Source organism: Nocardioides acrostichi (assembly GCF_015319165.1).
In the GTDB taxonomy this organism is placed as follows: domain Bacteria; phylum Actinomycetota; class Actinomycetes; order Propionibacteriales; family Nocardioidaceae; genus Nocardioides; species Nocardioides acrostichi.
Map to the genome: position 1 here is coordinate 334320 of NZ_JADIVZ010000001.1, position 18613 is coordinate 352932.

Consider the following 18613-nt stretch of genomic DNA (forward strand, 5'->3'; position numbering starts at 1 on the left):
GGTCGGTGGCCGCCGGATGAGGAGACGCTTGTGAGCGCACGCACCGTGTTGATGGTCGGAACCCGCAAAGGGCTGTGGATCGGGACATCGGACGAGTTCCGTCGTGAGTGGGACTTCACGGGGCCCCATCACGACATGGAGGAGGTCTACTCCTGTCTGATCGACACGCGGGGCGAGCGGCCGCGTCTGCTCGCCGGGGCCAGCTCGCCGTGGTTGGGAGCCCTGGTGCGGCGCAGCGACGATCTGGGGGAGACGTGGGTGGAGTCCTCGTCAGGTCCGGTCGCGTTCCCCGACGACGTCGACGCCTCGGTCGAGCGCATCTGGCAGCTCGCGGCGGGCACCGAGGCGGGTGTCGTGCACGCCGGCACCGAGCCGGGCGCGATCTTCACCTCCACCGACGGCGGCGAGACCTTCGGCCTGGAGCGGGCGCTGTGGGACCACCCGCACCGCACGCAATGGAACGCCGGCTTCGGCGGCCAGGCGTTCCACACGATCCTGCCGCACCCCACCGACTCCACCTCACTGACCGCGGCGATCTCGACCGGTGGCGTCTACCAGACCACCGACCAGGGCTGTTCGTGGTCACCGGCCAACCAGGGGTTGCGCGCCGTGTTCTTGCCCGAGGGGCAGCAGTTCCCCGAGTTCGGGCAGTGCGTGCACAAGGTGGCCCGACACCCCGCCCGCCCGGAGCGCATGTACCTCCAGAACCATGGCGGCGTCTACCGCACCGATGACGAGGGTGTCTCGTGGACGTCGATCGCCGACGGCCTGCCCTCGGACTTCGGCTTCCCGATGGTGGTGCACCCGCACGACCCCGACACGATCTTCTGCTTCCCCCTCAGCGGCGGTGAAGGCCGCTACCCGGTCGACGCGGAGGCGCGGGTGTGGCGTTCGCGCGACGCCGGCGACACCTGGGAGGCGCTGGGCGCCGGCGACCTACCCGACTCCTTCCACGTCGCCGTGATGCGAGACGCGATGGACGCCGACTCCCACGACGTGCCCGGTCTCTACTTCGGCGCCCGCAACGGCGCCGTCTGGGGCTCGGCCGACACCGGAGAGACCTGGTCGTGCCTCGTGCGCGACCTGCCCGACGTCATGTGCGTGCGCGCCGCGGCGATCTGAGCCGCCCGCCGGGGTGCCCCACGACCGCCGGCGGGTCCTAGGACTGCGGCACGTGCGGGCCGAGCGCGACGCCGTCGGCACCGAAGCCGGTCTCCTGGAGCGAGATCGGTTCGGGTACGCCGGCGGTGATCTTGGAGCCGTCGCCGCGGGTGCCGCCGAGCTGCGGGCGCTCGGTGATGGCGCCGGCGAGACGGCGTCCGCGGGCGTCGAGCTCGACGACGACCGGGGCGTCGATCTCGACCACGTGCTCCTCGCCGCGCACCGTGACCGGCACCCCGCCCGGGCCCTCGGCGATGGTGAGGGAGAGTCGCTTCGGCGTGAGCTCGACCTTGAGCTGCGAGCCGCGCCACCGCACCGAGCACATCAGCCGCGGGAACGCGTCGGGGAGCCGAGGGTCGAACGACAGCCGGCCGCCCCGATCGCGCATGCCGGCGAACCCGAACACCAGCGCCGTCCACACGCCGCCGGTCGAGGCGATGTGCATGCCGTCGACGGTGTTGCCGTGCAGGTTGGCGAGATCGACGTAGAGGCCCTGCCGGAAGTACTGCCACGCCACGTCCGCGTATCCGACCTCGGCGGCGATGACCGACTGGACGACGGCCGAGAGCGTGGAGTCACCGGTGGTGATCGGGTCGTAGTACTCGAAGTCCTTGCGCTTCTGCTCGTCGGTGAAGCGATCACCCTGGAGGAAGAGCGCGAGCACGACGTCGGCCTGCTTGAGCACCTGGAACCGGTAGATCACGAGCGGGTGGTAGTGCAGCAGCAGCGGCCGTAGCTCGTCGGGGGTCTGGGAGAGATCCCACACCTCGCGGTCGAGGAAGAAGTCGTCCTGCGGGTGGATGCCGAGGCCGTCGTCGAACGGGATGTGCATGCCGGCGGCGCAGCGTGCCCACTCCTCGACCTCGTCGTCGGTGACGCCGAGGCGTGCCACCACGCGGGCGTGCTCCTCGGAGAACTCGGTGCGCAGCAGCTCCATGGCGGCCACGGCCTGCTCGAGGTTGAAGCGCGCCATGACGTTGGTGAACAGGTTGTTGTTCACGACCGTCGTGTACTCGTCGGGCCCGGTGACGCCGTGGATGTGGAAGCTGGGCTCGCCGTTGGTGCGCCAGAACCCGAGGTCGGCGTACATGCGTGAGGTCTCGACCAGGATGTCGATGCCGTCACGGATGAGGAAGCCGACGTCGCCGCTGGCGGCGACGTACTGCATGAGCGCGTAGACGACATCGGCGTCGATGTGCACCTGCGCGGTGCCGGCGGCGTAGTAGGCCGAGGCCTCTTCGCCGTTGATGGTGCGCCACGGGAACAGCGCACCGTGCTGGGCCATCTCCTTCGCGCGATGGCGTGCTGAGTCGAGCATCCGGCGGCGGAAGTGCATGAGGTTCCGCGCCAGGTAGGGCTGGGTGTAGGTGAGGAACGGGGCGACGTAGACCTCGGAGTCCCAGAAGTAGTGGCCCTCGTAGCCCGACCCGGTCACGCCCTTGGCCGGCACGCCCCACTGGTCGGCGCGGGCGCTGGCCTGGGCCAGGCTGAACAGGTTGAACCTGATCGCCTGCTGGAGCGCCACCAGTTCGGCGCCCTCCGGTGTGCCCGGATCGGTCTGCGCGTCGGTGACGGCGACGTCGGCGGATCCCCAGAAGTCGTCGAACCAGCCACGCTGCTGGGCGACGTAGAAGCTGGTGGGGTGGTGCGCGGCGCGGTCGAGCGTGCGGTCGCAGCGGTCGGCCAGTTCGCGCACCGGCACGCCGCGCGAGGAGTGGTAGGCCACGACCTTCTCCAGGCGCACGGGCTTGCCCCGGGTGGCCTCGACGCGGAACACGGCCTTGGCGAGGTCGTCGTCGTGCCGGACGACGACCTCGGGGCCCTCGTCGTCGGTGGTCGCCGGGTCGAGCAGGACGCCGCCCACGGTGAGCCGGTGGTCGGCGGCGACCGCGAGGGTCATGCCGGAGTTGGCGCACTGGTAGCCGAGCATCATCCGCTCGGGCGTGGCTGTGCTGAGACGCGGCACCAGCACCCGCTCGTCGAACCTCGCCGCCTTGCGCGGGTCGACGCCCTCGCCCATCGCGGCGCTGGGGTCGTGGTACTCGTCCTTGCCGTCTTGGCGGTTGAGCAGCTGCGAGGAGATCACCAGCGGCGCGTCGCCGTCGAGCATCGTGACCTCGAGGCTCAGCAGCGCGAGGTGTCGCTGGGTCATCGAGACCATGCGCGTCGATTCCACGCGCACCCGCTTGCCCGAGGGGGTGCGCCAGACCAGGGAGCGTCGCAGCACGCCGTCGCGCAGGTCGAGCACCCGCTCGTAGTGCTCGAGGTCGGCGGTGCCCAAGATGAGCGGCTCGTCGTCGACGTAGAGCTTCATCAGCTTCGCGTCGGGAACGTTGACGATCGTCTGGCCGGTGCGAGCGAACCCGAACGCGCTCTCGGCGTGCCGGATCTCCCAGGTCTCGTGGAAGCCGTTGAGGAACGTGCCGTGCGCGTAGGCGTCGCGGCCCTCCTCGGGGTTGCCGCGCAGGCCGAGGTAGCCGTTGGCGACGCTGAACAGCGTCTCGGTGACACCCAGGTCGCTGCTGTCGTAGGCACGCTCGATCAGCCGCCACGGGTCGGCGGGGAACCGGCTGCGGTCCAGCGGCTGGTCGTCGAGCTCGAGGCGGGTCATGCGGGGGATCCGTCCGAGCCTGCCGCGGGCACCAGGTCGGCCAGGTCTGGCACGACCACGTGCGCCCCGGCGTCGGTGAGCACGTCGTGGCCGGCGCCACGGTCGACGCCCACGACCAGCCCGAAGCCGCCCGCAGCCCCGGCGCGGACGCCGCTCACGGCGTCCTCGACCACGACGGCCCGCCCGGGGCTCGCCCCGCAGATCTCGCCGGCGCGCAGGAACGTGTCGGGGGCCGGCTTGCCGGGGAGCCCTTGCTCGCTGGCGACGCGGCCGTCGACGACGGTCTCGAACCGGTCGGCGAGCCCGGCCGCCTCGAGCACGGCCGGCGCGTTGGCGGACGACGACACGACGGCCAGGCGGGTGCCGAGGCCGCGCAGGTGGTCGAGGAGTGCCACCGAGCCGGGGAAGGGCGCGACGCCGTCGCGCTCGAGCACGGCGTTGAAGGCGTCGTTCTTGCGGTTGCCGAGACCGCACACGGTGTCGGCCTCGGGGGCGTCGTCGGGGGAGCCCTCGGGCAGGTCGATGCCGCGGGAGGCCAGGAAGTCGCGCACGCCGTCGTAGCGGGGCTTGCCGTCGACGTGATCGAAGTAGTCGCGCTCGGTGTAGGCCGAGGTGTCGCCACCCCCGTGACCGGAGAGGAAGTCGTCGAACATGTCGGCCCAGGCGCGCATGTGCACCTCGGCCGTAGGCGTGAGCACGCCGTCGAGGTCGAAGAGCACGGCGTCGTAGGCGGCCCAGTCGACCCGATCGGGCGCGTGCGCAGCGTCAGGGGAGGAGTTCACCCGAAAAGGCTAAGGGCAGCCGGCGACTTCCGTGCACCGGCCGGGGTGAGACACCTCCCACGTGCGTCGGCAGCCGGTCGTAGTCTTGCCCGCATGAGTGACGCTCCCGACCTCAAGCCCCGCTCCCGCGATGTGACCGACGGTCTCGAGCGGGCGGCGTCTCGCGGCATGCTGCGCGCGGTCGGCATGGGCGACGACGACTGGGAGAAGCCCCAGATCGGGGTGGCCTCGAGCTGGAACGAGATCACCCCGTGCAACCTCAGCCTCGACCGACTGGCCAAGGCCGTGAAGAACGGCGTGCACGCCGCCCAGGGCTACCCGCTGGAGTTCGGCACGATCTCGGTCTCCGACGGCATCTCGATGGGCCACGAGGGCATGCACTTCTCACTCGTCAGCCGCGAGGTGATCGCCGACTCGGTCGAGGTCGTGATGAACGCCGAGCGGCTCGACGGCTCGGTGCTGCTGGCCGGCTGCGACAAGTCGCTGCCGGGCATGTTGATGGCCGCAGCGCGACTCGACCTCGCCTCGGTGTTCCTCTACGCCGGTTCCATCATGCCCGGGCAGGTCGACGGCAAGGACGTCACCATCATCGACGCCTTCGAGGCCGTCGGCGCCTGCTTGGCCGGCAAGATCGACCGCTCCGAGGTCGACCGCATCGAGCGTGCCATCTGCCCGGGCGAGGGTGCCTGCGGCGGCATGTACACCGCCAACACCATGGCCGCGGTGGGCGAGGCGCTGGGCATGTCGCTGCCCGGCTCGGCCGCGCCACCGGCCGTCGACCGGCGCCGCGACGGGTTCGCGCACCGCTCCGGCGAGGCCGTGGTCAACCTCATCGCCCAAGGCATCACCGCGCGGCAGATCATGACGATGGAGGCGTTCGAGAACGCCATCACCGTGGTCATGGCGCTGGGTGGCTCCACCAACGCCGTGCTGCACCTGCTGGCCATCGCCCGCGAGGCCGAGGTGCCGCTCACCATCGACGACTTCAACCGCGTCGGCGACAAGGTCCCGCACCTCGGCGACCTCAAGCCGTTCGGCCGGTACGTCATGAACGACGTCGACAAGATCGGCGGCATCCCGGTCGTGATGAAGGCCCTGCTCGACGCCGGCCTCATGCACGGCGACGCCCTCACCGTCACCGGCAAGACGCTGGCCGAGAACCTCGCCGACCTGAACCCCCCGGCCCTCGACGACGACGTCATCCGCTCGATGTCGCGGCCCATCCACGCCACCGGCGGCCTGACCATCCTCAAGGGCTCGCTGGCACCCGACGGTGCCGTCGTGAAGTCGGCCGGCTTCGACGAGACCGTCTTCACCGCCCGGGCCCGGGTGTTCGACGGCGAGCGGGCAGCCATGGACGCGCTCGCGCGCGGCGAGATCGTCGCCGGCGACGCGGTCGTCATCCGCTACGAGGGCCCGAAGGGTGGCCCCGGGATGCGCGAGATGCTGGCTATCACCGGCGCCATCAAGGGCGCCGGCCTCGGCAAGGACGTCCTGCTGCTCACCGACGGCCGCTTCTCCGGCGGCACCACCGGCCTGTGCGTCGGGCACGTCGCCCCCGAGGCGGTCGACGGCGGACCCATCGCGTTCGTGCGCGACGGCGACACCATCACCCTCGACGTGCTCAACCGCTCCCTCGAGGTCGAGCAGGGAGACGACACCCCCGACTGGGAGTCGCGCAAGGAGGGCTGGGAGCCCAACCCGCCGAAGTACACCAAGGGCGTGCTCGGCAAGTACGCCCGCACCGTCTCCTCCGCCGCCCACGGGGCCGTCACCGGCTAGAGGCGCTGCGTCCCGGGGGGCGAATTCGCCGGACGTCCGGTGAATTCGCCCCTGGGACGGTGAAATACGGCCGTCCCAGGGGCAAAAACGCCGTCCCACCCCGCCACTCGACGCGCTCGGCCCTGGGGGACGGGCGCACCGCCACGGCTGTGCGCCCCGCCCACAGCGGGCGGCTTGCGCTCTCGCTCGCGAGGCCGGCTGCCCGCTCCGACGCCTCTCCTCCGACCCGTCGAACGACGCTCGCGAGGCGAGGTGCCGTTTGGCGCCAGCGTCAGAGACCGGTGCGGTCCAGCGACATCAGCCCGCCGAGGGCCGCGATGCCCGAGGAGACGACCATGGCGACGGTCTCGGTGCCCGTGTCGGCGGTGAGTCCGTAGACGAGTCCCAGCGCGGCGGCGCCCAGGGCGAGCAGGCTGACCGCCCACGAGGCACGGCACACCGCGATCACCATGCCGAGTGCGACGAAGGCCAAGGAGAAGAGTCCGGCGATGACGTCGGGCCAGTGTGCCGCGGCCGTCTGGGGGAAGGCCCAGCTCTGCGAGACGAGCAGGAACACCCCGCCGGCGACGACGAGGGCGCCGCCGGGCTGCCCGAGATCCGTGCGGACGGCGGGGGGCGTGGCCCGCGCTTCGAGGGTGCGGCGCTGCTCGTCGGCGGCACGTGAGAACTCATGCGCCCGGCGAGCCGCCTCGGCGGAGGGGAGGTCGGAGTCCTGGACGAGGTGATGCGAGGTCATGGTGCCTCCGGTGGCAGTGGTTTCCTCCACTTCAGCACGCGATCCTGAGGTTCGGTCACACCCCTTTTCAGGTCGCTCTTCGGGTGGGTGGCAGGCCGGCCCGTCTCACCGCACGACGTCGAGCACCAGCTTCTGTACGCCGTTGGCATAGGTCTCGCTCTCGAGGACGCTCAGCCCGGTGATGCCGCCGGTCGGGGTATCGGTGGAGAACAGCCGCTTGCCGGTGCCGAGGAGCAGCGGGAAGACGAGCAGGTGGTAGCGGTCGACCAGCCCGGCGGTGGCGAGCCCCTGGGCGAGGGTGGCCGAGCCGTGCACGATGATCGACCCCGGCTCGTCGGAGTCCTTGAGCGCGGCGACGTCGTCTAGCGAGCGCAGCACGTGGGTGTTGTTCCACTCCGAGCCCTCGAGCGTCGAGGAGACGACGTACTTGGGCATGGCGTTGTACTGCTCGAACTCCGGCATCGTCGGCCACACCGGGGCGAACTCGTCGTGGCTGACCCGCCCCAGGAGCATGCTGCCCGCCTCCTCCTGCTCGCGGCCCTTGATCTCGTAGGCGGCCTCCTCGAACGGCACCTCCTTGAAGGTCCACCCCGCGCGCGGGTGCTCTCCGCCGCCGGGGGAGTCCATGACTCCGTCGAGGCTGAGCATGGTCGTGACGACGATGGGGCGCATGACTTCCTCCTGGGCGACGTGCGGGATTGGCTGAGCCGACCACGGCGCGCCGACAGACTCATCGGTGGATCGTCGGTGGAGTCATCGGCTGCTGCTAGACATGCCGACGTGACCCCTGCCGAACGGCGCGACTCTCGAGACTCTGCCGACCCGCTGGCCCCGCACCGAGCACGCTTCGTCGGCAGCGAGTCGCCACTGGTCTACCTCGACGGCAACTCCCTGGGCCGTCCGCTGCGCGTGACGGCTCAGCGTCTGCACGCATTCGTGGAGGGCCCGTGGGGTGAGCGCCTGATCCGCGGCTGGGACGACGCGTGGATGGATCTGCCCCTGCACGTCGGCGACCGCATCGCTGCCGCCTGCCTCGGTGCCGCGCCCGGGCAGACGACGGTCGGCGACTCCACCACGGTGCTGCTCTACAAGGCGCTCCGCGCGACGGTGGGCATGCGCCCCGACCGTACCGAGATCGTCGCCTACGCCGACGACTTCCCGACCGACCGCTACGTGGCGGCGTCGGTGGCCGACGAGTGCGGACTCGCCCTGCGCTGGCTCGAGGCCGACCCGACCGGCGGGGTCACGCCCGAGCAGGTCGCCGCGGTGACGAGCGAGCGGACGGCGGTGGTGCTGCTCAGCCATGTCGGCTACCGCTCCGCGTGGCTCGCCGACATGGCCGCGATCACCCGGGTAGCTCACGGCGCCGGGGCGCTGGCGCTCTGGGATCTCTCGCACTCGGTCGGCTCGGTGCCGCTGGCTCTCGACGCCTGCGAGGTCGACCTGGCCGTCGGCTGCACCTACAAGTACCTCAACGGCGGGCCCGGCAGCCCGGCCTTCGTCTACGCCGCCACCCGCCACCACGAGCACCTCGTCCAGCCGATCACCGGCTGGATGGGCCACGCCGATCCGTTCACCATGGGGCCGGACTGGCGCCCCGACCCCGGCATCCGCCGCATGATCTCGGGCACGCCGCCCATCGTCGGCATGCTCGCGATGCAGGACATGCTCGACCTCCTCGACGACGTCGGCATGGCGGCGGTGCGCGCGAAGTCCGTGGCGCTCACCGAGCACGCCATCGAGGTGGCCGATGAGGTGCTCGCGCCCCTCGGCGTCGAGGTCGCCTCGCCGCGCGACCCCGAGCGTCGCGGCGGCCACGTCACGCTCCAGCATCCGGCGATGCGCGAGGTCGTCGCTGCGCTGTGGCAGCGCGACGTGCTGCCCGACTACCGCGATCCCGGCGGTCTGCGCCTCGGCCTCTCCCCGCTGTCGACCTCCTTCGCCGAGGTCTCCCGCGGACTCGAAACCGCTCGCGACCTGCTGGCCGACCTGACAGCCTGACGACCATGGCGATCCGATACCCCCGCCCACTGCGGCCAGGCGACACCATCGGCGTCACCGCGCCGTCGTCCGGCGTCGGCGCGAGCATGCAGGGCCGTTTCGAGAGGGCCGTTGACGTCGTCCGCCGCGCCGGCTTCGAGGTGCGGCTCGGTGCGTGCCTGGGTGCCGAGCGGGTCGTCTCGGCGCCGAGGAGGGAGCGGGCCGAGGAACTGATGGGCATGCTGCTCGACCCGGCCGTCGCCGCCATCGTGCCGCCGTGGGGAGGGGAACTGGCCATCGACCTGCTCGATCTCCTCGACTTCGACGCGCTGGCGGCCGCGAAGCCCACCTGGGTCGTCGGCTTCTCCGATCTGACCACCGTGATGCTGCCGCTCACCACCCGGCTCGGCTGGGCGACCCTGCACGGGCACAACCTGATGGACACCCCGTACGAGACACCCGAGGGTCTGACGGGATGGATCGAGGCGCTGACGCGCGATCCGGCCGAGCCGCTCGTGCAGCACAGTCCCGGCCGGTACCGCTCCGGCGGCTGGGACGACTACGAGGGCGACCCCGGCGTCTGCGACATGACGCTGGACGCCGAGGGCACCTGGACGGTGCTCGGCGGTGGCGATCCCGCCTTCTCCGGGCGGCTGATCGGCGGGTGCATCGAGGTGCTCTCGCCGTTGGCCGGCACCCCCTTCGCAGACGTGCCGGCCTTCCGTCGCGAGTACGCGCCCGAGGGCACGATCGTGTTCTTGGAGGCCGCCGAGCACGGCGCCTACGACGTGTGCCGCGCCCTGCACGGTTTGCGGCTCGCCGGCTGGTTCGAGGGCGCCAACGGGGTGCTGATCGGCCGCACTCCCGGCCCGGATGCGCCGAAGCTCTCCCAGCACGAGGCTGTCGCCGACGCCCTGGGCGGGCTGGGCCTGCCGATCGTGCTCGACGTCGAGTTCGGGCACGTCCAGCCCTTCGCGGCCTTCGTCGCTGGCGCCGTCGCCGAGGTCGACGCGGCCTCCCGCACGATCACCCAGCGGCTCGCGTGAGCGGCCCGCCCAGCGACCGGCCCGGCGACCGGCCCAGCGACCGGCCCAGCGACCGGCCCGGCGACCGGCCCGTGGGGGCGCCGGTCGAGGGGTGGGCGCCGCGCCCGCGACCGGCCCACGTCGTCCACGAAGGGCGATGGGTGCGCCTGGAGCCCGTCGGTGCCGGCCACGTGGACGACCTCTTCGCCGCGACCTGCGCGGAGTCCGACGACGACCTCTGGACCTACCGCCCCGTGCCGCGACCCTCCACGCGTGACGACCTCGCCGCGATGGTCGAGCAGATGACCAGTGACGAGCTCACCGTCACCTTCGCCCTGGTTGTGGACGGCGCTGCGCGCGGCGTCGCGACCCTGATGCGGGTCGAGCCCGCGCACGGGGTGATCGAGGTCGGGGGAGTGCTCTTCGGGCGCACGCTGCAACGCACGACTGCCGCGACCGAGGCGATGCACCTGCTGATGCGCCACTGCCTCGACGACCTCGGCTATCGCCGATTCGAGTGGAAGTGCGACAGCCTCAACGAACCCTCCCGCCGGGCCGCCGCACGGCTGGGGTTCACCTACGAGGGGCGGTTCCGCCAGCACCTGGTGGTCAAGGGGCGCAACCGCGACACCGACTGGTTCGCGATCACCGACGCCGACTGGCCCGCGATCCGCACCGCCCACGAACGCTGGCTGGACCCCACCAACTTCGACGATCGCGGCCAGCAACGCACCCCCCTCTCCCGCTGACCTGCCACGAGTTTTCACGTGACCTGCCACGAGTTTTCACGTGACCTGCCACGAGTTTTCACGTGACCTGCCACGAGTTTCACGTGACCTGCCACGAGTTTCACGGCCGTGAAAACTCGTGGCAGGTGGATCGAAAACTGGCGACGGGTCAGCTGAAAACTGGCGACGGGTCAGCGCCGAACCCCACCCCCGCGGGTGCAGTGAGTGTGGGTCGAGGGGAGTAGAACTCACGGCATGGCCATGGCGGAGGAAGACAAGGTCGCGCTGAAGATCCACGACGTGGCGGGAGCGTTGCTCGACGACTGGCGAATGCTGTTCGACCAGCTCGTCGCGCGGTTCAAGACCGGCGACTTCGACACCGGCGCGCGCTTGGTGGCGGAGATCGCGAAGGCGGCCGACAAGGAGAACCACCACCCCGACGTCGACCTGCGCTACGGCTACGTCGAGGTGCGGTTGAGCAGCCATGACGTCGGGGCGGTCACCCAGCGCGACGTCCGCCTGGCCCGCACGATCACCGACCTGGCCGGCAGCCTGGGGGCCAAGCCCGACACGCTGTCGGTGCAGACGGTCGAGTGGGCGCTCGACACCTGGGATGCGTCCGAGATCAAGCCGTTCTGGGCGGCGGTGCTCGGCCTGGAGCCGGACGACGACGACACCCCCGGCCACGAAGCGACGGACGCCGGGGGCCGCTGGCCGTCGGTGTGGTTCCAGGAGTCCGAGCGCAACCAGGCCGGACCGCAGCGTTGGCATGCCGACGTCCGGGTGCCGCCCGACGTCGCCCAGGCCCGCGTGCGCAGGGCCGTCGATGCGGGCGGCACGCTGGTCAACGACGGCTACGCACCGCGTTTCTGGGTGCTCGCCGACGCTCAGGGCAACCGAGCCTGCATCACCACGGGTCTGGGTCGCGACCAGCCGGACGACCCCCACGCGGAGTACCCCGAGACCGACGGTCAGGACGACCACGACGCGTGACCACGATTCGATACCAACGTCCCACATATTGGGACGGCCTGCCCTGGAAAGTGACGCTCTCGCACCCGGGGGTTACGGTGATGACATGCGCCTGACCCTTCTCGTACGCACGCGACGCGTGAGCTGAGTCCACCAGCGACCTCGCCAGCCACGCGTCATCCCTCCGCTGCCATGATGGCCGGGGGGTTTTTCTATGGGGTCGACCCCGTCGCGGGTCACGAGCGGCGGGCACGGGAAAGTCGAAGAGGAATGAGCAGCAGATGAGCCAGACCACGAGCGGAGCCGCCGGCGAGATCACCGGGGCCCAGAGCCTGGTCACCTCGCTGGAGGCGGCCGGCGCGACCGAGATCTTCGGCATCCCCGGCGGGGCCATCCTCCCGGCCTACGACCCGCTCATGGACTCCTCGGTGCGGCACATCCTGGTGCGCCACGAGCAGGGTGCGGGCCACGCGGCCCAGGGCTTCGCGGCGGCGACCGGGCGGGTCGGCGTCTGCATGGCCACCTCCGGTCCCGGCGCCACCAACCTCGTCACCCCGCTGGCCGACGCCTACATGGACTCCGTGCCCATGGTCGCCGTCACCGGCCAGGTCGGTGCCTCGCTCATCGGCACCGACGCCTTCCAGGAGGCCGACATCCGCGGCATCACGATGCCGATCACCAAGCACAACTTCCTGGTCACCGACCCCGCCGACATCCCGCGCACGGTCGCGGAGGCCTTCTACATCGCCTCGACCGGCCGTCCGGGTCCGGTGCTCGTCGACGTCGCGAAGTCGGCCCTCCAGGCCACGACGCGCTTCGACTGGCCGACCGAGATCTCCCTGCCGGGCTACCGGCCCATCACCAAGCCGCACGCGAAGCAGATCCGCGAGGCCGCACGGATGATCCTCGAGGCGCGCAAGCCGGTGCTCTACGTGGGCGGCGGCACGATCCGCGCCAACGCGGCCGCCGAGCTCACGGTGCTCGCCGAGCTCACCGGCATGCCGGTCGTCACGACGCTCATGGCCCTGGGCGCGTTCCCCGATTCCCACCCGCAACACCTCGGCATGCCCGGCATGCACGGCACGGTGGCGGCGGTGGCCGGACTCCAAAAGAGCGATCTCATCATCAGCCTGGGCGCCCGCTTCGACGACCGTGTCACCGGCAACCTCGACTCCTTCGCCCCGCACGCGAAGGTCATCCACGCCGACATCGACCCGGCCGAGATCGGCAAGAACCGGCACGTCGACGTCCCGATCGTGGGCGACTGCCGCGAGGTCATCTCCGACCTAGTCGTCGCCCTCAAGGCCGAGGCGGACGCCGGCCACACCGGGGACTACGAGGGCTGGGTCTCGTTCCTCGCGGGCATCAAGCAGCGCTACCCGTTGGGCTACGACAAACCCGCCGAGGGTCTGGCGCCGCAGTACGTCATCGAGCGCCTCGGAGCGATCGCCGGCCCGGAGGCGATCTATGCCTCCGGTGTGGGCCAGCACCAGATGTGGGCGGCGCACTTCGTGAAGTACGAGAACCCGCGCACCTGGATCAACTCCGGAGGCCTCGGCACCATGGGCTACTCGGTTCCGGCAGCCATGGGCGCCAAGGTCGGCCGGCCCGACGCGACCGTGTGGTCGATCGACGGCGATGGCTGCTTCCAGATGACCAACCAGGAGCTCGCCACCTGCGCGATCGAGAACATCCCGATCAAGGTCGCCGTGGTCAACAACGAGTCGCTGGGCATGGTGCGGCAGTGGCAGACGCTCTTCTACAACGAGCGCTACTCGAACACGAACCTCCAGCGTCACGGCGGCCCGGTGCGCATCCCCGACTTCGTGAAGCTCGCCGACGCGTACGGCTGCGTGGGCCTCTCGTGCGAGACGCCCGACCAGGTCGACGCCACCATCGAGAAGGCGATGGCGATCGACGACGTGCCGGTCGTGGTCGACTTCCGGGTGCACCGTGACGCGATGGTGTGGCCCATGGTGGCCGCCGGCACCAGCAACGACGAGATCAAGTACGCACGCGACCTGGCCCCCGAGTTCGACGAGGACGACCTCTGATGACCAAGCACACTCTCTCGGTCCTCGTCGAGGACAAGCCCGGCGTCCTGACCCGCATCGCGGGCCTCTTCAGCCGGCGTGGCTACAACATCGAGAGCCTCGCAGTCGGCCCGACCGAGCACGCCGAGATCTCGCGCATGACCATCGTCGTGAACGTCGAGGACTCACCCCTCGAGCAGGTCACCAAGCAACTCAACAAGCTGGTCGAGGTCATCAAGATCGTCGAGCTCGACCCGACCCACGCCGTGCAGCGGGAGCTGGTGCTCGTGAAGGTCGCCGCCACCACCGAGACCCGCGGGCAGGTGCTCGACACCGTGCAGCTGTTCCGCGCCAAGGTCATCGACGTCGCCCCCGATGCCGTGACCGTGCAGATCACCGGGAACGCCGGCAAGATCGCCGACTTCCTCCAGGTGCTCGAGCCCTTCGGCATCCGCGAGCTCGTGCAGTCCGGCATGGTCGCGATCGGTCGCGGCTCCCGCTCCATCTCCGAGCGCACGTTGCGCCCGGTCACCGTGCCGGTGCCGCCGGCGTCCCACGTCGCCAGCTGACCCCCACACGTCCCACACCCACCACCCAAAGGAGAAGCCCCCGTGGCTGAGATGTTCTACGACGACGACGCCGATCTGTCCCTGATCCAGGGCAAGTCGGTCGCCGTGATCGGCTACGGCAGCCAGGGCCACGCCCACTCGCTGTCGCTGCGTGACTCCGGCGTCGACGTCCGCATCGGCCTCCAGCCGGGCTCGAAGTCGCGCCCGAAGGCCGAGGCCGAGGGCCTGACCGTGATGACGCCGGCCGAGGCCGCTGCCTGGGCCGACGTGGTCGTGATCCTGGCCCCCGACCAGCACCAGAAGAAGCTCTTCGCCGACGAGATCGCGCCCCAGCTGGAGCCGGGCAACTCGCTCGTCTTCGGCCACGGCTTCAACATCCGCTTCGGCTTCATCACCCCGCCCGCCGGCGTCGACGTGTTCATGGTCGCGCCCAAGGGCCCCGGCCACCTGGTGCGCCGCGAGTACGTCGACGGTCGCGGCGTGCCCGTGCTCGTCGCGGTCGAGAAGGACGAGTCGGGCAGCGCCTGGGATCTCGCCCTCTCCTACGCCAAGGGCATCGGCGGCCTGCGTGCGGGTGGCATCAAGACCACCTTCACCGAGGAGACCGAGACCGACCTGTTCGGCGAGCAGGCGGTCCTCTGCGGCGGCGCCTCGCAGCTGGTGCAGTACGGCTTCGAGGTGCTCACCGAGGCCGGCTACCAGCCCGAGGTCGCCTACTTCGAGTGCCTGCACGAGCTCAAGCTCATCGTCGACCTCATGTACGAGGGCGGCATCGCCAAGCAGCGCTGGTCGGTCTCCGACACCGCCGAGTTCGGCGACTACGTGTCCGGCCCGCGGGTGATCACCCCTGAGGTGAAGCAGAACATGGTGGCCGTGCTCGACGACGTCAAGAACGGCACCTTCGCCGACCGCTTCATGACCGACATGGAGAACGGCTCGCCCGAGTTCACCGCGTTCCGTGAGAAGCACGAGCAGCACCCGATCGAGAAGACCGGCCGCGAGCTGCGCAAGCTCATGGCGTGGGTGAAGAGCCACGACTCCGACTACGTCGAGGGCTCCTCGGCTCGCTGAGTCACCCGGCTGAGCCGCACGAGCGGTGAGCGGGCAACCGAATCCACCCCGGAAACGGTTGCTGGCTCACCGCTCGCGCGCGTTGCGGGGCGCCGCGGGTGAGCGCACCACCAGCACGACCACCATCGCCACGAGCACCACGGCGGTGACGACCGCAGGCCCCGGCACGAAGGCCTCGGCCAGCACGAGCACCGCTCCCAGGGGCAGGGCGAGGTTCACGACGGCGTCGCCGCGCTCGCGGATGGCGAGCCACCAGGTCATCAGCACGAACATCGCCACCGGGACGGCGAGCGTCAGGCCGGCGGCCACGTCACCGAGCTCGGTGTGGTGGGTGGCGGCGTCGATCTGCACCTCGATGCCGGCCGACACGGCTCCGGCCGCCGCGAACACCAGGTAGTGGGTGTAGCCGTAGCGCAGCGACTGTCGCAGTCCGCCGATCGCCTCGTGGTGTGGCGGCCAGAAGTAGATCCACCACAGGGCGGCGGTCACCACGACGGCCAGCGCGCCGATGCTCACGAGTGGCGCCACGGCTTCGTCGTCGTGCAGCGCCTCGATGATCGCGTTGCCCGAGGCCAGCAGGCTCTCACCGAGCAGGATGATCGTGAACAGCCCGTACCGCTCGGTGATGTGGTGGGCGTGCCACGGCGTCATGCCCCTCCCGGCCTGGACACCGCGCGTCTCGGCCACCACCGGCACGGCGATCTCGGCGAGGACGAGCACCACGAGGGCCGGCGCGACCAGCGACTCCGGTGCGGCCAGCCACGCGAGCCAGAGCACCTGCACGACGGCGATGCCCGCGGCGTAGAGGCCCGCCGTCCGGCCGTACCCGGGCACGCGGGCGGCGCGCAGCCACTGGGCCACCATCGCCACGCGCATCACCACGTAGCCCGCGACCAGGAGGCGGAAGTCGTCGTGCTCGAAGGCGGGGTCGATGCCCGCGGCCAGCACGAGCACCCCCGACATCTGGAGGATCGTGAGCACCCGGTAGAGCCAGTCGTCGGTGTCGAACGACGTGGCGAACCAGGTGAAGTTCATCCAGGCCCACCAGATGCCGAAGAACACGATCGCGTACGACACCAGCCCGTGCCCGATGTGGTCGTCGGTGAGGGCGTGGTGCAGGTCGACGGCCGCGGTCGCGACCGCGACGACGAACACCAGGTCGAAGAACAGCTCCAACGGCGTCGCCGCACGATGGGGCTCGTGCGGGTCGCGCGCCGTCATGGGGGAGAGGCGGAGGGGGGCGGGCGGGCGGGTGTCCGTCGTCACCCGCTTCAGCCTAGGAGCGAGGTGCGCGTGCGGCTACTTCACCTCGGCCCGGCCGACACGCACCAGGCCGAACGCCAACGGCAGCACCAGCCAGATCAGCCCCGACACACCGAGCTGGGCCCACGCCTCGCCGGTGTCGGGGAAGCCCGTGAAGAGATTGCCTTGCGTGAGGTTGAAGTCGATCCAGGGTTCGAGGTCGGCGAACCAGGTCTGAGCCGCGGCCAGCGCGAAGGTCACCCCGGCCAGCACGTAGGCATAGACGAGGTAGGTGACCAGCGCGCCGGCGGAGTTGCGCAGCAGTACCCCGATGGTGAAGCCGACCAGGACGCCCAGCACGTTGCCGACGATGATCGAGGCGAACTGGTCGAGGCCGACGTCCCAGGTCGGAGTCACGCCATGGGCGGCTCCGGCGAGCACGGTGCCGAGCGCACCGATCGCGAACGCCACGAGCATGCCGAGCACTCCGACGGCCACGACATCGACCAGCTTCGCGGCGATCACGCGGCCACGGTGCGGCACCAGGGTGAAGGTGGCGAGCCCGGTGCGCTGGCTCCACTCGCTGGTCACCGACAAGATGGCGATCACGGGCAGGATCACCGCCATCGGGATGCCGACGGCCTGCCCGAAGTCGCTGTAGTGCACTCCGGCGTCGGAGCCCCACAGCATCACCGCGCCGCTCGCCAGCACCGAGAGGATCACGACGGCCGCCATCAGCCACCAGCCCGAACGGGTGTCGAACATCTTGCGTAGCTCGACACCCACCACGCGATCGAAACCGATGGTGGACGGCGCGGGCCGGTCGGAGTAGACGTCGCCGACCCCGGGACGGGCCGAGGCGGGGGAGATCGTGGACGTGGTCATGCTGCGGCTCCTTCGCCGGACGTGGGGTGAGTGGTCTCGCGCTGGGTGTCGGCCGTGAGCCGGAGGAACATCTCCTCCAGGCCCGCGCCGTCGGCGCGGCGCAGCTCGACGAGGGGAAGCCGGGCCCGGTGGGCGACCTGCCCCGTAGTGGCGAGGTCGGCGTCGGTGCACAGGCCGTCGGCGACCGGCTCTGTGGAGTGACCGTCGGCGAGCAGGGCGGCGGCCAGCGCGACGCTGTCGGTGGCGCGCACGAACGTGCGCTCGTCGGCGAGCAGCTCCTCCTTCGTGCCGCCGGCCACGATGCGGCCCTGGCCGATCACGACGATGTCGTCGGCCACGACCTCGATCTCGTGCAGCAGGTGCGAGGAGAGCAGCACCGTGCCGCCGCGTCGGGCGTAGTCGCGCAGCAGGTCGCGCATCCAGCGGATGCCGGCCGGGTCGAGTCCGTTGGCGGGTTCGTCGAGCACCAGTACCGCCGGGTCGCCGAGCAGCGCGGCGGCGAGACCGAGGCGCTGGCGCATGCCGAGGGAGTAGTCGCGCACGCGCCGCGCGGACTCTGCCTCGGTGAGGCCGACCAGGTCGAGCATCTCCTGCACGCGGCCACCGGGGAGGCGCATGGTCTGGGCGGCGACCCGCAGGATCTCGCGGCCGGTGCGGCCGACGTGCTGGGCCGAGGCGTCGAGCAGGACGCCGACCTCGCGTCCGGGGTTGGGCAGGTCGCGGTAGCGCCGGCCGAGGATGGTGGCAGTGCCGCTGGTGGGTGGGGTGAGTCCGGTGAGGATGCGCAGCGAGGTGGACTTGCCGGCCCCGTTGGGTCCGAGGAAGCCGGTGACCCGGCCGGGACGCGCGGTGAACGAGACGTGGTCGACGGCCAGGTGACCTCGGGAGTCACGTCCGTAGCGCTTGGTGAGCTCGGTGAGTTCGATCATGGCCCCACCGCATCGCGAGATCGGGTGCGCGCGCATCGGGGGGCACCCCCGGCCCGACCCCGGCCCGACCCCGGCCCGACCCCGGTCCGACCCGCGGTAGGGGTGAG

Annotated in this window: 16 protein-coding genes; 9 read left to right on the top strand and 7 right to left on the bottom strand. The window is 70.9% G+C overall.

Going from position 1 to position 18613, the window contains the following annotated elements:
- The first annotated feature begins 30 nt into the window (after nucleotides 1-30).
- Entirely contained in the window at nucleotides 31-1122 is a 1092-nt protein-coding gene (locus ISG29_RS01570; RefSeq protein ID WP_328827527.1) for a WD40/YVTN/BNR-like repeat-containing protein, read from the top strand.
- A 37-nt stretch (nucleotides 1123-1159) separates the two neighbouring features.
- Here ISG29_RS01570 and ISG29_RS01575 read toward each other — a convergent pair whose 3' ends face one another.
- Both ISG29_RS01575 and ISG29_RS01580 read right to left on the bottom strand, forming a co-directional pair.
- A complete protein-coding gene (locus ISG29_RS01575; protein ID WP_194501600.1) occupies nucleotides 1160-3772 on the bottom strand; it encodes a glycoside hydrolase family 65 protein in 2613 nt (870 codons plus the stop codon).
- A complete protein-coding gene (locus tag ISG29_RS01580) occupies nucleotides 3769-4554 on the bottom strand; it encodes an HAD family hydrolase (protein WP_194501601.1) in 786 nt (261 codons plus the stop codon). The genes ISG29_RS01575 and ISG29_RS01580 overlap by 4 nt, the downstream gene beginning before the upstream one ends.
- A gap of 93 nt (nucleotides 4555-4647) precedes the next feature.
- Between ISG29_RS01580 and ilvD the strand changes: the two genes are divergently transcribed.
- A complete protein-coding gene (gene ilvD, locus ISG29_RS01585; protein ID WP_194501602.1) occupies nucleotides 4648-6336 on the top strand; it encodes a dihydroxy-acid dehydratase in 1689 nt (562 codons plus the stop codon).
- Nucleotides 6337-6607: 271 nt separating this feature from the next.
- On the opposite strand, the gene ISG29_RS01590 is transcribed toward ilvD, so the two are convergent.
- The gene (locus ISG29_RS01590; RefSeq protein ID WP_194501603.1) at nucleotides 6608-7072 is read right to left on the bottom strand and encodes a hypothetical protein; all 465 of its coding nucleotides are present in this window, start codon (nucleotides 7070-7072) and stop codon (nucleotides 6608-6610) included.
- Between the two features lie 105 nt (nucleotides 7073-7177).
- Nucleotides 7178-7744: a dihydrofolate reductase family protein gene (locus ISG29_RS01595; RefSeq protein WP_194501604.1), complete on the bottom strand. Its 567-nt coding sequence runs from the start codon at nucleotides 7742-7744 to the stop codon at nucleotides 7178-7180.
- Nucleotides 7745-7852: 108 nt separating this feature from the next.
- Between ISG29_RS01595 and ISG29_RS01600 the strand changes: the two genes are divergently transcribed.
- The 7 genes from ISG29_RS01600 to ilvC all read left to right on the top strand — a co-directional run bounded on the left by ISG29_RS01600 (nucleotide 7853) and on the right by ilvC (nucleotide 15450).
- A complete protein-coding gene (locus ISG29_RS01600) occupies nucleotides 7853-9073 on the top strand; it encodes a kynureninase (protein WP_194501605.1) in 1221 nt (406 codons plus the stop codon).
- A 5-nt stretch (nucleotides 9074-9078) separates the two neighbouring features.
- On the top strand, nucleotides 9079-10098 hold the full coding sequence (locus ISG29_RS20425) for a S66 family peptidase (protein ID WP_207792634.1): 1020 nt from the start codon (nucleotides 9079-9081) through the stop codon (nucleotides 10096-10098).
- Entirely contained in the window at nucleotides 10095-10826 is a 732-nt protein-coding gene (locus ISG29_RS20430; protein WP_328827532.1) for a GNAT family N-acetyltransferase, read from the top strand. The genes ISG29_RS20425 and ISG29_RS20430 overlap by 4 nt, the downstream gene beginning before the upstream one ends.
- Nucleotides 10827-11060: 234 nt before the next feature.
- Nucleotides 11061-11798 carry a 4a-hydroxytetrahydrobiopterin dehydratase gene (locus ISG29_RS01610; RefSeq protein WP_235958412.1) on the top strand — a complete coding sequence of 246 codons (738 nt, stop codon included), beginning with the start codon at nucleotides 11061-11063 and terminating at the stop codon, nucleotides 11796-11798.
- A gap of 260 nt (nucleotides 11799-12058) precedes the next feature.
- On the top strand, nucleotides 12059-13831 hold the full coding sequence (locus tag ISG29_RS01615; protein WP_194501606.1) for an acetolactate synthase large subunit: 1773 nt from the start codon (nucleotides 12059-12061) through the stop codon (nucleotides 13829-13831).
- The gene (ilvN, locus tag ISG29_RS01620; RefSeq protein ID WP_194501607.1) at nucleotides 13831-14379 is read left to right on the top strand and encodes an acetolactate synthase small subunit; all 549 of its coding nucleotides are present in this window, start codon (nucleotides 13831-13833) and stop codon (nucleotides 14377-14379) included. Before ISG29_RS01615 ends, ilvN begins: the two co-directional genes overlap by 1 nt.
- 42 nt (nucleotides 14380-14421) lie before the next feature.
- Complete coding sequence (gene ilvC / locus ISG29_RS01625; protein ID WP_328827536.1) at nucleotides 14422-15450, top strand: ketol-acid reductoisomerase; 1029 nt, start codon at nucleotides 14422-14424, stop codon at nucleotides 15448-15450.
- A gap of 66 nt (nucleotides 15451-15516) precedes the next feature.
- Here ilvC and ISG29_RS01630 read toward each other — a convergent pair whose 3' ends face one another.
- From ISG29_RS01630 to ISG29_RS01640, 3 genes are read right to left on the bottom strand one after another with little or no spacing between them, the layout of a single operon-like run.
- Complete coding sequence (locus ISG29_RS01630; protein WP_328827538.1) at nucleotides 15517-16716, bottom strand: low temperature requirement protein A; 1200 nt, start codon at nucleotides 16714-16716, stop codon at nucleotides 15517-15519.
- Nucleotides 16717-16749: 33 nt separating this feature from the next.
- Nucleotides 16750-17577, bottom strand: coding sequence for an ABC transporter permease (locus ISG29_RS01635; protein WP_194501608.1), 828 nt, complete (start codon nucleotides 17575-17577; stop codon nucleotides 16750-16752).
- Nucleotides 17574-18506: an ABC transporter ATP-binding protein gene (locus tag ISG29_RS01640; protein WP_194501609.1), complete on the bottom strand. Its 933-nt coding sequence runs from the start codon at nucleotides 18504-18506 to the stop codon at nucleotides 17574-17576. The genes ISG29_RS01635 and ISG29_RS01640 overlap by 4 nt, the downstream gene beginning before the upstream one ends.
- Nucleotides 18507-18613: the final 107 nt, after the last annotated feature.